The following is a 13,629-nucleotide window of genomic DNA, read 5'->3' on the forward strand; positions in this document are numbered from 1 at the left end:
GAAGCAAAGAACTCTGTTTATTGTTGCAATTAATTATACAATCTAAGAATTATAAGGGTTTACAAGTCTTATACAAGTAATATGGATTTTAGAAAAAAATTGGTGTATATTTATTATCTAGGGAGTTGAAAAGTATGAACAATTCAGTGAAAACAAAAAAGAAAAAGAAAAGAATTAAAAGGAAAGCTAAAAAATTTTTTAAACGCATAATAGGCATTGTAGCTTTACTATTAATAGGATATATAGGATATATAGGTTATTATGTGGCTAAAGTACCAGAAGAAGTGAAGAATTCAAATGATCTAGTAATACAAAACTTATTAAAAAAAGTAAATAATAATCCTAAGGCTAGTATGATATTAAGTGATATAAATTCATACCCAAGAGAACTTATAGAATTAGCATCAGAAAAAGATGAGACCATAGATTTTGTTGCAGATTATCCTAATTATCATGGATCAACCAATAAAGTTATATCTATAAAAAAAGATTATAAAAAGGGACAAATTCCACTTTTTATACAGTGGGATGAAAGATGGGGATACGAAAAGTATGGTTCAGATTTTATAGCGATTAATGGATGTGGACCTACATCCTTAGCAATGGTAGCAGTGGGACTTACAGGTAATAAAGACATAAATCCAAAAGTCGTAGCAGAATTTAGTGATGAGAATGGATATTTGGTAGATGGAGTAGGTTCAAGCTGGACCCTTATGACTGAGGGAGCAGGACATTTTGGATTAAAGAGTAAGGAATTATCACTAAATGAGGAGGCTATAATAGGTACTTTGAAAAAAGGGCAACCAATAATAGCAAGTATGGGACCTGGAACATTTACTAGTGAAGGACATTATCTAGTATTAACTGGAGTTGACAGGAATAACAAGATAATAATAAATGATTCTAATAGTAAAATAAAAAGTAGCCAAACATGGGATATAGATGTATTTATGAATGAAGCCCAAAACTTATGGACTTTTACAGCTATGTAAAATAGTCTTAATAAGACTATAGGATGTAAATTTTATCCGATGACTAGCCGATCTAATACTCGCATCTTATTAAAAGTTGGAGTAAAGAGTGGATACGACCCTGGATAATGATTTCCACTAAAGGACAACAACTTCTAAGTATCAAAAATACTGATACTTAGAAGTCTGTTAGTAAGCTTCAGAGGGAGTAAAAACTCCCTCTGAAGCAAAGAACTCTGTTTATGGCAACTATTTCAAATTGTAGGTGGAGGTATTAAAACTTCATTTTACATGATACATAAGGTTCTTGATTATATTTTTCATTAGTTTTTTAACAATTTATGTTATAGAAAAACTAATGAAAAATATTTTAGTATTTTTTCTCCTTATTCTATGATAAAATGTTTATTATTCATTATAATTAAACTCTTTTGTTAATGTTTCTATAGTTGTTACATTTTAACATAAGTTAATTATAATGATTTTATTTTTTATCCGATGACTAGTTGCTCTAATACTCGCATCTTATTAAAAGTTGGAGTAAAGAGTGGCTACGGCCCTGGATAACGATTTCTCTTAAAGGATAACGACTTCTTAGTATCAAAAATACTGATATTAAAGAAGTCTGTTAGTAAGCTTCAGTTGGAGTAAGAACTCCCTCTGAAGCAAAGAACTCTGTTTATTGTTGTAATTAATTATACAATCTAAGCATTATAAAAATTTACAAGTTTTAGATAGACAGTATAAACTTTAGAAAAAATTAGTGTAAATTTATTACCTAAGGAGTTGAAAAGTATGAACAATTTGATGAAAACAAAAAAGAAAAGAAGGAAAAGAAAAGCTAAAAAGAATTTTAAATACATAATAGGTATTGTAGCTTTACTATTATTAATAGGATGCATAGGTTATTATGGAATTAATGAAATAATATTTATTTCAAATTTCAACAAGGAAAAAGCACAAATAGGCAAGGAAAAAGCACAAATAAGCAAGGAAGAAACACAAGAAGTGAAAGAAGTAGATTATTTAGCTAAAGTACCGGAAGAAGTAAAGAATTCAAATGATCCAGTAATACAAACCTTATTAAAAAAAGTAAATAATAATCCTAATGTTAGTATGATATTAAGTGATATAAATTCATACCCAAGAGAACTTATAGAATTAGCATCAGAAAAAGATGAGACCATAGATTTTGTTGCAAATTATCCTAATTATGATGCATCAACAAATAAAGTTATATCAACAAAAAAAGATTATAAAAAGGGGCAAATTCCACTTTTTATACAGTGGGATGAAAGATGGGGATATGAGAAGTATGGTTCAGATTTTATTGCCATTAATGGATGTGGACCTACATCTTTAGCAATGGTAGCAGCAGGACTTACAGGTAATAAAGACATAAATCCAAAAGTCGTAGCAGAATTTAGTGATGAGAATGGATATTTGGTAGAAGGAGTAGGTTCAAGCTGGACCCTTATGACTGAGGGAGCAGGACATTTTGGATTAAAGAGTAAAGAATTACCACTAACTGAGGATGCTATAATAAGTACTTTGAAAAAAGGGCAACCAATAATAGCAAGTATGGGACCTGGAACATTTACTAGTGGTGGACATTATCTAGTATTAACTGGAGTTGACGATAATAACAAGATAATAATAAATGATTCTGATAGTAAAATAAGAAGTAGCCAAACATGGGATATAGATGTATTTATGAAGGAAACTGAAAACTTATGGACTTTTACAGCTATGTAAAATAGCCTTAATAAGACTATTGAATGTAAATTTTATCCGATGACTAGCCGCTCTAATACTCCCATCCTTTTCAAAGTGGGAGTAAAGAGCGGCTACGACCCTGGATAACGACTTCCCTTAAAGGACAACGACTTCTAAGTATCAAAAATACTGATACTTAGAAGTCTGTTTACGGCAACTGTCTCAAATTGTAGGGATAGATGTTAAAACTTCATTTTACATGATACATAAGGTCCTTGATTGTATTATATTAAGCATGAATTATTCACCAAATTTATTTTTAAATGCCTATCTTTAAAATTATGGTATTTAAGATGAATTTGGTGATTATTTTTTGTTTCAATTTAGGAATTTCCTATATTTAAGAAAATTTTATAACATATATTTGCAGCTAAAGATTTTATAAAAAACATAGACAAAGTTAACACTTAATAAAGTTTAGTAAATTATTTTGAGATAGTCTCTTTATCTTAACTAATTTAAATGAGCCTTCTATTTTACACTGGGTTTCATGAACTTTTCAATAAACATATCTGTAGCATTGCTAAATACACAACACTTTATTATATAATCTGTCATAGTCATACCAAGTAATTCTGCCTTTTCTTTGATAACTCTTTTCTCTAGCTCAGAAAGCCTTATCTGTAAGACCTCTGATTTTGGATTTCTCATAGTAACACCTCTTTATAAAAACAGTTTATAATTACTATTTTACTGGAAATTTATGTAATTACAAGAGGGATTATTAAAATTTACACAAAGTACATTGGTGGAACTTTAAAGACATGTTTAAAGCTTCAAATTTAAATCTTCAAAAGAAGATAATGAAATAGTTAAAATAATGGGTTATTCCTCCATAGGCTTAAGTAAAATAAAGGATAAAAAAAGAAAGAACTTATTATAAGAAAGTGAGAGAATTCTATAAAATTCCTACTGAAAAGTAAAGACGAGAAAGAAAAGCTTAGCAAGATAGAGGGAATATTGCTAAATGATAGAGAGTTAAGGAGGCATTGTAACAATATTACTTCATTGGTATAATTATATATAAAATAGGGGGTAATGTTATGAAGAAGAGACTAATAAGTGTTTTTTTATGTGCAATTGTAGCTTTAAGCTTTGTAGGTTGCGGATTCATTGATGGATTTAAAGATGGAGCTGAGAGAGCAAAACAAGAGAAAAGTGAAAGTAATTAAGTAATCTAGAAAATATTATGTATATAACTAATATAGATTAACTCGTTGTTCTAGTATTTTGGGGAAGCATTTTATCTTATCAATAGAAAAAGTCAATAGAAATTAGACGAAAAATATGGCAAGTAATAATAGGAGTATTTGTAGTAAAACGGTAAGCCTTTGATTTATGTATGGCTTTTATTATGAAAGGAGTGAATATGATGGAAAAGTATGAATACTGTACTTATGTCTATGACACAGAAGGGTTTACAGGCGGAAAAGTCGACGTGTATAAATTAGAAACTGAGATAAATCGGCTTGGAAATTCAGGCTGGGAATTGGTAAGCAGTGTATCAACCAATCAAGGAAATGGTTATACAAGAAGTATTGTTTGCATATTTAAGAGAAGGATATCATTATAGGTTTTTGTACCAGATTATGAGTAGAACCTCTGTAGGCACGACTTTGCCTATCTTTCGAGGTATGCAAAATAATCTCCGAATAGTAAAATCCCCAATGCACTTTTTAAGTGCCATTTTTCCCATGCTCCTTCCCATATTCTTAACTTCTTATCTTCCACACTTCCGATATTCCACCACACTTAAACCTTTGATACAACTAGGATTAGGCCTCCTAGAGGAAAGCTATATTTTTATGAATATATACATATTTAATTTCTCACACTTCCAATAAGACTTACTAAGGGCCTCCATAAGTTGCAGTAATAAGAAACCTTGTAACTGCTCTGTAGGTTATCTATTTAAAATTTGCTTCTCAAAGTGCCTTTCAGTAGCCTCTAAGCTGAATTTATAAGGTGTTTTTTATCCTTGATAACAACTAAAGTTGTCACCAAATTCTACTTAAGAATAAACCAGAAAAAAGTATATACTTACTATTTGTTGTCTAATATTTAGTTATTTTTTAGAATCTTGTGCACAAAATATCAACTTTCATTCATTTTACCATAAATTAAATATAATATATGATATGGTTATCACAGTATATTTTACAATTAATATTAGTAGCATAATAATTACTAATATTAATTTGATAAATACAATCTACATCTAGAAAAGTCATAATTATGAAAATGTTTACAAAGCATATATAATAAATGAAGACAAGCTTGTTATATAATTATATATCTGTAAAATAAAGATGAAATAATTGCGCATTTATTTCATTAAATTAAATTAGCAAGATTTTCAATTTTAATTTAAGGGGGCAATTTTATGAAAAAAACAAAAAAAATAATTACTGTTCTAACTCTTTTAGGAGTGTTACTTATCCCTACAAATGCACATGCTCAAACATGGAAAGTTCATAATGAAGGGCGTGGATTTACAAGCAGCTGGGAAGCAAGCCAAGGTGATTCAAGCTTTGGATTTAAATATGGATTCGAAACAGATTGGCTAGATGAAGATTACTGTTATTCGATATATAAGGGATCTCATCAATCAGCAATTTCAAATGGAAATGGTGGACATGAAACTCGTTCTGTAAAAGGAGGTATTTGGGCACAGTTAAAAGTTAGACATTCAGGTTCAGCAGTATGGTATGGAATGATCTATTAATATACTATTCATTTATTAGCATGAATTAAAATTTACTACTTTATCATCTTATTTAATATAAGAATGATAAAGTAGTAAACTATTATAAATCTTAGTTATGACAGAAAATGAATAATTTGGGGGAATTCTTTTTGAAAAAAATTAAGTATATTATTAGTTTTTGTATTATGTTTATAGGACTCTTAATTATCGGAGAAAGTCATATTTTTTATTTAGATAATTTTTATTCTCAATACGCATATACTACATTATATTTACAAGATAATACAACAAGTGCTGAAATGATTACTGATATTACTAATTCAGCAACTAGTAATGAAGTTAAGGTATTTACTTTTGTACAGTCTCATCCAAACAGCTCTCTTACTGAATATGATATTTATGGGACACCAGGCGTTGAAAATTATATAAATGAAAATTCAAATATATTTGAAGGAAAGTATACAAGCCTTCTTTTAGGAAGCATTAATTTTAGATTTAACAATATTGATAATGTACCTAATATTAAAAGTCAAAATGAATATTATGTTATTGGTAGTAAAGAGAATGTTCATCAATTTAAAATGGAATTAATCGACAAGTATGCAGGTAATCATCCTAGACCAGGTTATCCTGATAAAGAATCAGAAAATAATACCATTGCTATATGGGTACTTATCAGTTGTATTATTTTATTATTTTCCGTTTATGATGTTATTTCACACAAAAAAGAAAATCTTATTAGAATGACTATGGGAGAAAGAATAAGTAAGATTATTTTGGAGAATATCCTATTAGATTCTTTTGCTTTTATAACATCTTTTACATTAATATTTTTTATTCTATCTAAATACACTTACATATTTTTTAATTTTAAAATCTCAATTATATCATTTGTTATTTTATTATGTATTAATGGATTATTATATTTAAGTTTATACTTTTCTAAGGTAAAAGAGGCTTTTTCTAATGGTGAAAATTCTAAAAAGCTGTTATCACTGAATTATGGTTTAAAGTTGGTTACAACCATTATTACCATTTTTATAATATCTAGTAATATAGCTTTTATTTTTCAATCTTGTAGTTTTTATAAGCAAAGAACTTTTTTTGAAGATCATTCCGATTATTACTATGTTAAGTTTATGTATAAACCAACTGAGAATAGTGATGGCTCTCTGAATAGCATGTGGGAAGAATCTCACGCTGTACAAGAAACATTTTATAAAGAATTTTTCAAAGAATTTAATGCAACTTCAGTAAAAGATTTATCTTCTGCAAAAAATATAGGAGCTATTTCTGCAAATAGAAATGCTTTTGATCATTTATCCAGTAAAATAGATGAACTTAATAGTTTAAACTTAGATAAAGATTTTTACTTTATATTACCTGATGGAATGGAAAATGATCTTGAAATTATTGACGTGCTAAAAATAAATACACCTTTTAATGAGGTTGTTGATTCTGTTTACGATTATGATGTGATTTATTACCATGATAGTATTGAGGTTGTTGGAATAGACGAGGATTATGTATACGGAAGTCATTTAGTAAAAAAACCTGCTATTATTTATAATAATATGTCAGAGGATCAAATTAAAAACCTAAAATTTAATTCATTAGATGAAATATATGATCTTATGTACCAAATATCATCAGAGGACCAAATTAATAAATTTAACAAATTTATAGCTGAACATGATTTAGAAGGTCAATTTATTCAGAAAATAAATGTTTTAGAAAAATATGAAGATATGTGGATTGTAGCAAAAAGAGTTTTATATATTAATTTAGTGTTTAGTGTTTTAGTTTTACTTTTAGAGATTATTATTATTAACTCAATTATTATATTAGAGTACAAAGTTAATGCTATTGAACTCTCTATTAAGAAAGTCCTTGGGTATAGTATTTTTCAAAAAAACAGGAAAATTATTATGATGACAGTTATAACTACAATATCAAGTATACTAATAGCCATTATTGTTAATATAATAATGGAAACTCAGATAGGTCATTATTTGGCTTTGGGAGGACTCATCATCTTAATATTAGAAGTATCTATTATTACATTTAATATAAATAGAATTGAAAAGTCCAATATTCAAAAGATATTAAAAGGAGGAAATTTATGATTGAAATAAAGAATATATCCAAAAAATTTGATGATAACACAATATTTTCAGACTTTAATTTAACAATAGAAGATGGAGATTTTATCATATTTTCAGGACCAAGTGGTTGTGGTAAAACAACCTTATTAAATATGATTGGAGCAATTGAAAATATAGATGGTGGAGAAATAATTGTTGATGGTATGGATATTAAAGATAAAAGGAATCATTTAAAGTACTTTAGAACAAAAATAGGATTTTTATTTCAAAACTTTGCATTAGTTGATAATAAAACGGTTAAAGAGAACTTGAAATTTATTCGCAAGGATTGTAAGACAAGTTTATCAATAGAAGAGGCATTAAAGATTGTAGGGTTAGAAGAAAAATTAAATAAAAAGGTATACACATTATCAGGTGGTGAGCAACAAAGAGTAGCCTTAGCCAGATTGATGCTTAAAAAATGTGATGTTATATTGGCTGATGAACCAACGGGATCTCTAGATAAAAAGAATGCAAAAGATGTACTTAATATATTAAAACAACTGAATGAACAAGGTAAAACAATCATATTAGTTACACATGATGAGGACATAAAAAAACAAGGGAATAGGGTGGTTAATTTATGATTAAGATAAATGGAAAAAAGATTCTTATATTTATTATATTAGTATTTGTAGTTTTAAATATTAGTTGGCTTTCAATAACATCCGTAAAATATAATAAATTTGTAAAAGATTTACCTAAATTTGGTCCAGGTCTTTCCTATAGTACACTAAAAGATGGATATAACTATCATGTAAAAAAACCAGGTTACTTACATTATACAGGGAATTTAGCAGTTTCAAACAGTGAAACAGGTGAACTTTTAATTATATGGCCATTGATATCTGGTGGATATAAGTATGGTATAAGAGTAGAGCAGGATGGGGTGGGATATGAAATTTATGTTGATGAAAATATGAACCCAATAGATAAAGATGACACATATGCTGTCCAAGCTATTGAGAAAAATAAAGCTAGTATCGAATCATTACTATCTAAAGCTAATGAAATGTGGCCGCTAGAATAATAGTAATGATTCGATACATTAACTAACTTCTTTGCTATACGTAAGATAGGAGATATTGATCATGAAAAAACCAAAACTAACTACTATTTGTTCATTAGCTATTACTATTTATTTTTTGGTATCATTTATATTCATACATGCGAATCCAATAAGGGTTGCAAGACGTTACACTTTACGTAATGGATATTTTACAGAAACGTTAAAAGGAACTGCAGAGCTAGAATATACTTCCGATGATAAAGGAAGCGTAATGGTTCGCTTGTTCTATGAAGATAACCGCATTTCAGTAATGGACTTGTATAAAACAAAATTAGGATTATGGTTTACATCACACATAGGTATTTAGCAAAGTTTAATCAAAATATAGCCTATAATTTTTATGGTAATTGGTTTTATTAATAGAAAAAGTAAGAGAGAAAAATAGTGGCTTGAACATAATAATAGCTGACAATGGTTGTATAAGACGCAAAACACCGTAAAATTCTGATTTGAATATTACGGTGTTTTTATTTCATCAATTAAATTATTCTGTTTCTTTTAATTTTTTAACAATTTCTTCTGATTTTTCATAGCAAGATATCACAAAAACTGCAAGTGCTGTGGTGATTCCAATTTTAAAGAATACCCCAGCCACTGGCAGTAAGAAAGATATCTCCATTGAAGTTCTATCATACATAATAATACAAGAAACTACGCATGTAATACTTATGAAAAGTGAAATTAAAGATATTAAATACTTTTTCATCTTTTATTCTAACCTACTTCCATTATCTTCTTTAAATATATTATACATTAAAACAGGTGCTTACAGTTGTATCGCAACTCAAAACACTGTAAAATTCTGATTTAAATAATACGGTGTTTTAAGAAATTATTTTATAATAAATTTGAATTAATATATATTATTGCTATTTTACATTAACGATTAAAAGATTGGCTTTAGAATTGTATTACAATATAATATTAGTGTATCTATATATAAAGTCGTGTGTTTATGAGTATATGTAAAACAGGAGGAAGGGTCGTAGCCGCTCTTTACCCCATTTTGAAGAAAAGCAGAGAGCCCAAATCTCTGATTTGGTAATAATCGCTTTCACAGAGTGCGATGGGAGTATTAGAGCGGATAGTCATCGAATAAAATCCTAGTAAGCGGTAAATAACGGTCAATGTGATTAGTTATTTATCGCTTTTGTATTTACACAGTAAGTATATCTTTTTCAAAAAACTTTCCCTTGAGTAAAAAGCGTTAAAAAGATTGCGTGAATTGCTCATGGCAAAGGTAGGCTAAGGAGTTATACTAAGGTACGTAATACGAAAGGAGCGAGATTTTATGAGTATATTACTTACAGCAAAAGAAGTTACTAAAATTTATGATAACCAGCCAAAACCCGGTTTAGATCATGTTTCCTTTGATGTGAAAGCTGGAGAATTTTTAGGTATTATGGGGGCGTCTGGCTCTGGCAAGACAACCTTGTTGAATGTTCTTTCTACTATTGATGAACCTACCAGTGGTGAAATTATAATTAATAAAGTTAAAATTCAGCAGTTGCGTGAAAACCAGGCTGCTGATTTTAGAAAAGATAATCTAGGTTTTATTTTTCAGGAATATTTCTTATTGGACAGCTTAACCGTTCATGAGAATATTGCTGTACCGTTGACTTTGCTTCATATACCTGCAGAGGAAATTGACGAAAAGGTTGAGGAACTGGCCAAACTCTTCGGCATTGACTCACAATTGAACCAATACCCAAGTGAGCTATCAGGTGGCCAACGACAACGTGTCGCCGCAGCCCGTGCAATGGTAAAACGACCACCGCTGATTTTTGCTGATGAACCTACAGGTGCTCTAGATTCCAGTTCTGCCACAGAACTACTAGGTGCCCTTAGTGAAGTAAATGAGTCTATGGGTACAACTATTTTGATGGTAACCCACGATCCCTATGCAGCAAGCTATACAGATCGAATCCTATACTTTAAAGACGGTCATATTATTTCTGAATTAAAGAAAGATGGCCGTCATCGCAGGGAATTCTATGAGGCTATTATGAATGAGTCCGCTCGACAAGACGGAAATCGGTAGAGGGGGCGGATACAATGAAATTATCAAAAATCGCATTTAAGAATCTGAAACGGAATTTTTCCTTTTATTCTCTCTACCTATTTTCCGTTTCCTTTGTGCTGATGATTTTCTTCTGCTTTATTTCATTCTCAAAGAATGAGGTAATCATGGAGTGTATCTCTTCAGATGGCAGGGTAGAAACCATGTGCCGTACTGTAGCAGTTTTTGTAATGGCCTTTGTTATTTTCTATATGTCCTATTCAAACAAATTTTTTATGCGTCGCCGTATGAAAGAATTGGGGGTATATGCTTTGCTTGGCTATCGGAAATCAGCCATGCTAAAACTGTTAACAATAGAAAATGTTTTTATCTGTATTGGTGGACTGATCATTGGTATTGTAACTGGTAGTCTGCTTCACAAAGGATTGACGGTAGGCATTACTGTATTGCTTGATCTGTCCATTGATATTAATAGAATTCCATTTATCAATTCGGAGGCTGTTTCCTTTAGTCTGCTATTTGTACTTGCTGTGATTTTTGCACTTACATTGTCCAATACAAAGCTACTTTGGAAAAGCACTCTATTGGATCTAGTTCGTTTGGAAAAGAAAACTGAGAAGCCAATAAAAATTCGTAATTGGTTGGCTGTGATTGGTGCCATTCTTCTTGTAGCGGGATATGCTCTTGCACTGGATATAACAAAAGGAAAAAGCTCAGTATGGCATACCATCGGCTTTTCACCTATTGCTTTGCTAACTATGCTATGCGTGGTGAGTGGAACTGCACTGTTTATTTATTCTTTTCTACCTTATGTTTGTAAGCAGATAAAAAAGCACAAAAGAAAGCTATACCACGAGAATACAATCATTGTGGTGCCAAAATTCATGCATCGTATTCGTTCCAACGCAAAGTCATTAATACTGTTGATTCTGCTCTCTGCTGGTACTTTGACTATTTTAGGCTCTACAATTCTGTCAACTTGGTATCCCATTGCAGCTCTGGAAAGGATCATACCTGCTGGAATTGAATTTAGGGTAACAAATGCAGAACAAAGTGAACAGGCATTGGCCGCATTAGATCAAGCTGTGGGAGGAGATAATTATCAAATCTATGAAACGAAGATTTTGAAAACTACAGCTACTTCAGATAAACTACCCATTGAGTATAATGTAAGTGCGGATAAAGGACGAGAACCGGGCTTTGAATGCATAAGTGAATCAGATTATGCTTCTCTCTTGAAACTACAGGGAAAACAGTTGAAAATCCCTGATCTTAAAGACAAGGACTGTGCTTTGATTAAATATCGTCCAGATCAGAGTGATATTGGAGCGGTATATCATCTTGATTTGGGCAAGGGAGAATCTGCAGATTTGACGGTTACGGATATCAGTCTGCAAAACCCTATTGGCTTTGGAAACAGCATCAGCACCTTGGTGGTATCAGATGGAGTTTATAAAGCCATGGAGGAAAATGGAATAAGCCCTATTACTGTAATGAGTATCGGCGGCGAAAATATCCGTTCCAGTAAAGTAGCTTACGAAGCAATTTATTCAATCATGCCGGATAATCCATATTTGGTAAGCGCTTATCAAAGGCAGAAAGAATTGGTACATTTAAATAGTTCCACCCTTCTTCTAATTTGCTTTGCCACAGTTATTTTCCTAATTGCTACAGGCAGTATCCTCTATTTTCAAAATATCTCTGCCGTAACATATGATAAGGACGATTATGAAATCATGAGTAAGATGGGATATAGTACCCCTATGATAAAGAAGGCAATTCGTAGACAGACGCAGATTTACTTTCTAATACCTTATGTACTGGGATTACTCCATAGCATTTTTGCACTAATCTGTTATAAATCTGCCTTAATGGATGACTTGCTGGGAAAGAGCAGCGCTGTTATGGTTCCTATTATTTTTTCCATTGCCCTGTTTTCTGTGATTTATATGATTTACTATCAGGTAACGAAGTATTCCTGTTATAAAATTGCATTAAGCTAATAAATTAAGGGGAAAGTATGTCTTCATTGCAAAGGTGAGAATATATTAAGAAATTGCAAATATAATGGTAAACGTACAAAGTAGTATACCTTATAACTGTACTATAATTAAAGATTTCAAGACAATACAGTCGATGTTTGTATAAGTTTTATTTAATTCATATTTTTATTGGAATTATAATCCATGAATTATGTATAATAAGAATATGAAGTAAATAACAATTGTATTAAATTGTGAGTTAGATAAATAGGAGGTTTAATGCTATTAGAAGATTGGAAGGAGTGATTTAATGAAAACAAAGCAGGAACGTTCAGAAATTTTCAAGTCGTTTCAAACAAATATAAAAAGAAAAAATTCTTATGAGCTTGGGAAAAAACAACTATTTGAACTTAGAGATGAATTGTTGTTAGTATATGATTATATATTTACAACTTGTAACTTTGATGATTTCGTAAAAATGCCTCTTTCTACTGATAAGACGATAGCATATTATCTATATCATCTAACTCGCATTGAAGATACTACATCAAACACTTTAATTGCAGGAAAAGAACAAATTTTCTTTGAAAAGCATTATAATAAATTATTAAATTCGCCTATTATAACTACAGGTAATGAGATAGAACGTGATAAATTAGTTGAATTTAGTACAATATTAGATATAAATCAATTGAAAAACTATATGACTGATGTTTTAACTAATACAAATAATATAATAAAAGATATGAGTTATGAAGATTCAAAAACTAAAGTATCTAATGATAGAAAAGCAGAGTTGGTGAAACTTCATACTGTGTCAGATAATGAAAATGCTTTTTGGCTTGTTGATTATTGGTGCAAGAAAACATATGCTGGGTTGTTGCTTATGCCATTTTCAAGACATCAAATGCTGCACCTAGATGGTTGTTTAAGAATAGTAAACAAAATAAAAAAATGACA

14 protein-coding genes are annotated in these 13,629 nt (G+C 30.2%); 12 read left to right on the top strand and 2 right to left on the bottom strand.

Annotated features, from left to right (window positions below):
- Positions 1-134: 134 nt before the first annotated feature.
- Together B3W71_RS02515 and B3W71_RS02520 are read left to right on the top strand one after the other, a co-directional pair.
- A complete protein-coding gene (locus tag B3W71_RS02515; RefSeq protein ID WP_346887367.1) occupies positions 135-992 on the top strand; it encodes a C39 family peptidase in 858 nt (285 codons plus the stop codon).
- 774 nt (positions 993-1,766) lie between these two features.
- A complete protein-coding gene (locus tag B3W71_RS02520; RefSeq protein ID WP_346887368.1) occupies positions 1,767-2,726 on the top strand; it encodes a C39 family peptidase in 960 nt (319 codons plus the stop codon).
- Positions 2,727-3,218: 492 nt separating this feature from the next.
- Here B3W71_RS02520 and B3W71_RS02525 read toward each other — a convergent pair whose 3' ends face one another.
- The gene (locus B3W71_RS02525) at positions 3,219-3,398 is read right to left on the bottom strand and encodes a plasmid mobilization protein (protein WP_346887369.1); all 180 of its coding nucleotides are present in this window, start codon (positions 3,396-3,398) and stop codon (positions 3,219-3,221) included.
- Positions 3,399-3,790: 392 nt separating this feature from the next.
- Here B3W71_RS02525 and B3W71_RS02530 point away from each other — a divergent pair, with 392 nt between their 5' ends.
- From B3W71_RS02530 to B3W71_RS02560, 7 genes are all read left to right on the top strand, one after another.
- On the top strand, positions 3,791-3,919 hold the full coding sequence (locus B3W71_RS02530; protein ID WP_346887370.1) for a hypothetical protein: 129 nt from the start codon (positions 3,791-3,793) through the stop codon (positions 3,917-3,919).
- Positions 3,920-4,101: 182 nt separating this feature from the next.
- Positions 4,102-4,320: a DUF4177 domain-containing protein gene (locus B3W71_RS02535; RefSeq protein WP_346887371.1), complete on the top strand. Its 219-nt coding sequence runs from the start codon at positions 4,102-4,104 to the stop codon at positions 4,318-4,320.
- A gap of 810 nt (positions 4,321-5,130) precedes the next feature.
- Positions 5,131-5,472, top strand: coding sequence for a hypothetical protein (locus B3W71_RS02540; protein ID WP_346887372.1), 342 nt, complete (start codon positions 5,131-5,133; stop codon positions 5,470-5,472).
- A 131-nt stretch (positions 5,473-5,603) separates the two neighbouring features.
- Positions 5,604-7,580, top strand: a complete 1,977-nt coding sequence (locus B3W71_RS02545) for a DUF1430 domain-containing protein (protein WP_346887373.1) — start codon at positions 5,604-5,606, stop codon at positions 7,578-7,580.
- Positions 7,577-8,185, top strand: a complete 609-nt coding sequence (locus B3W71_RS02550) for an ATP-binding cassette domain-containing protein (protein WP_346887374.1) — start codon at positions 7,577-7,579, stop codon at positions 8,183-8,185. Before B3W71_RS02545 ends, B3W71_RS02550 begins: the two co-directional genes overlap by 4 nt.
- Positions 8,182-8,628 (top strand): hypothetical protein, encoded by a 447-nt coding sequence (locus B3W71_RS02555; protein ID WP_346887375.1) that lies wholly within the window; start codon positions 8,182-8,184, stop codon positions 8,626-8,628. Before B3W71_RS02550 ends, B3W71_RS02555 begins: the two co-directional genes overlap by 4 nt.
- A gap of 61 nt (positions 8,629-8,689) precedes the next feature.
- Entirely contained in the window at positions 8,690-8,974 is a 285-nt protein-coding gene (locus B3W71_RS02560) for a hypothetical protein (RefSeq protein ID WP_346887376.1), read from the top strand.
- 177 nt (positions 8,975-9,151) lie between these two features.
- On the opposite strand, the gene B3W71_RS02565 is transcribed toward B3W71_RS02560, so the two are convergent.
- On the bottom strand, positions 9,152-9,373 hold the full coding sequence (locus B3W71_RS02565) for a hypothetical protein (protein WP_346887377.1): 222 nt from the start codon (positions 9,371-9,373) through the stop codon (positions 9,152-9,154).
- A gap of 585 nt (positions 9,374-9,958) precedes the next feature.
- Here B3W71_RS02565 and B3W71_RS02570 point away from each other — a divergent pair.
- From B3W71_RS02570 to B3W71_RS02580, 3 genes are all read left to right on the top strand, one after another.
- Positions 9,959-10,708 (top strand): ABC transporter ATP-binding protein, encoded by a 750-nt coding sequence (locus B3W71_RS02570; RefSeq protein ID WP_346887378.1) that lies wholly within the window; start codon positions 9,959-9,961, stop codon positions 10,706-10,708.
- Between the two features lie 14 nt (positions 10,709-10,722).
- The gene (locus tag B3W71_RS02575; protein ID WP_346887379.1) at positions 10,723-12,690 is read left to right on the top strand and encodes an FtsX-like permease family protein; all 1,968 of its coding nucleotides are present in this window, start codon (positions 10,723-10,725) and stop codon (positions 12,688-12,690) included.
- A gap of 289 nt (positions 12,691-12,979) precedes the next feature.
- Entirely contained in the window at positions 12,980-13,627 is a 648-nt protein-coding gene (locus tag B3W71_RS02580; protein WP_346887380.1) for a phage head-tail adapter protein, read from the top strand.
- Positions 13,628-13,629 lie beyond the last annotated feature (2 nt).

It is taken from the genome of Clostridium sp. UBA1056, assembly GCA_002316385.1.
Taxonomy (GTDB): Bacteria; Bacillota; Clostridia; order Clostridiales; family Clostridiaceae; genus Clostridium_J.

Excerpts from the sequence above, each read along its gene's own strand:
- B3W71_RS02550 (WP_346887374.1), top strand. The coding sequence starts at position 7,577 with ATGATTGAAATAAAGAATATATCCAAAAAATTTGATGATAACACAATA.
- B3W71_RS02555 (WP_346887375.1), top strand. The coding sequence starts at position 8,182 with ATGATTAAGATAAATGGAAAAAAGATTCTTATATTTATTATATTAGTA.
- B3W71_RS02540 (WP_346887372.1), top strand. The coding sequence starts at position 5,131 with ATGAAAAAAACAAAAAAAATAATTACTGTTCTAACTCTTTTAGGAGTG.
- B3W71_RS02530 (WP_346887370.1), top strand. The coding sequence starts at position 3,791 with ATGAAGAAGAGACTAATAAGTGTTTTTTTATGTGCAATTGTAGCTTTA.
- B3W71_RS02570 (WP_346887378.1), top strand. The coding sequence starts at position 9,959 with ATGAGTATATTACTTACAGCAAAAGAAGTTACTAAAATTTATGATAAC.
- B3W71_RS02565 (WP_346887377.1), bottom strand. The coding sequence starts at position 9,373 with ATGAAAAAGTATTTAATATCTTTAATTTCACTTTTCATAAGTATTACA.
- B3W71_RS02520 (WP_346887368.1), top strand. The coding sequence starts at position 1,767 with ATGAACAATTTGATGAAAACAAAAAAGAAAAGAAGGAAAAGAAAAGCT.
- B3W71_RS02535 (WP_346887371.1), top strand. The coding sequence starts at position 4,102 with ATGAAAGGAGTGAATATGATGGAAAAGTATGAATACTGTACTTATGTC.
- B3W71_RS02560 (WP_346887376.1), top strand. The coding sequence starts at position 8,690 with ATGAAAAAACCAAAACTAACTACTATTTGTTCATTAGCTATTACTATT.
- B3W71_RS02515 (WP_346887367.1), top strand. The coding sequence starts at position 135 with ATGAACAATTCAGTGAAAACAAAAAAGAAAAAGAAAAGAATTAAAAGG.
- B3W71_RS02580 (WP_346887380.1), top strand. The coding sequence starts at position 12,980 with ATGAAAACAAAGCAGGAACGTTCAGAAATTTTCAAGTCGTTTCAAACA.
- B3W71_RS02575 (WP_346887379.1), top strand. The coding sequence starts at position 10,723 with ATGAAATTATCAAAAATCGCATTTAAGAATCTGAAACGGAATTTTTCC.
- B3W71_RS02525 (WP_346887369.1), bottom strand. The coding sequence starts at position 3,398 with ATGAGAAATCCAAAATCAGAGGTCTTACAGATAAGGCTTTCTGAGCTA.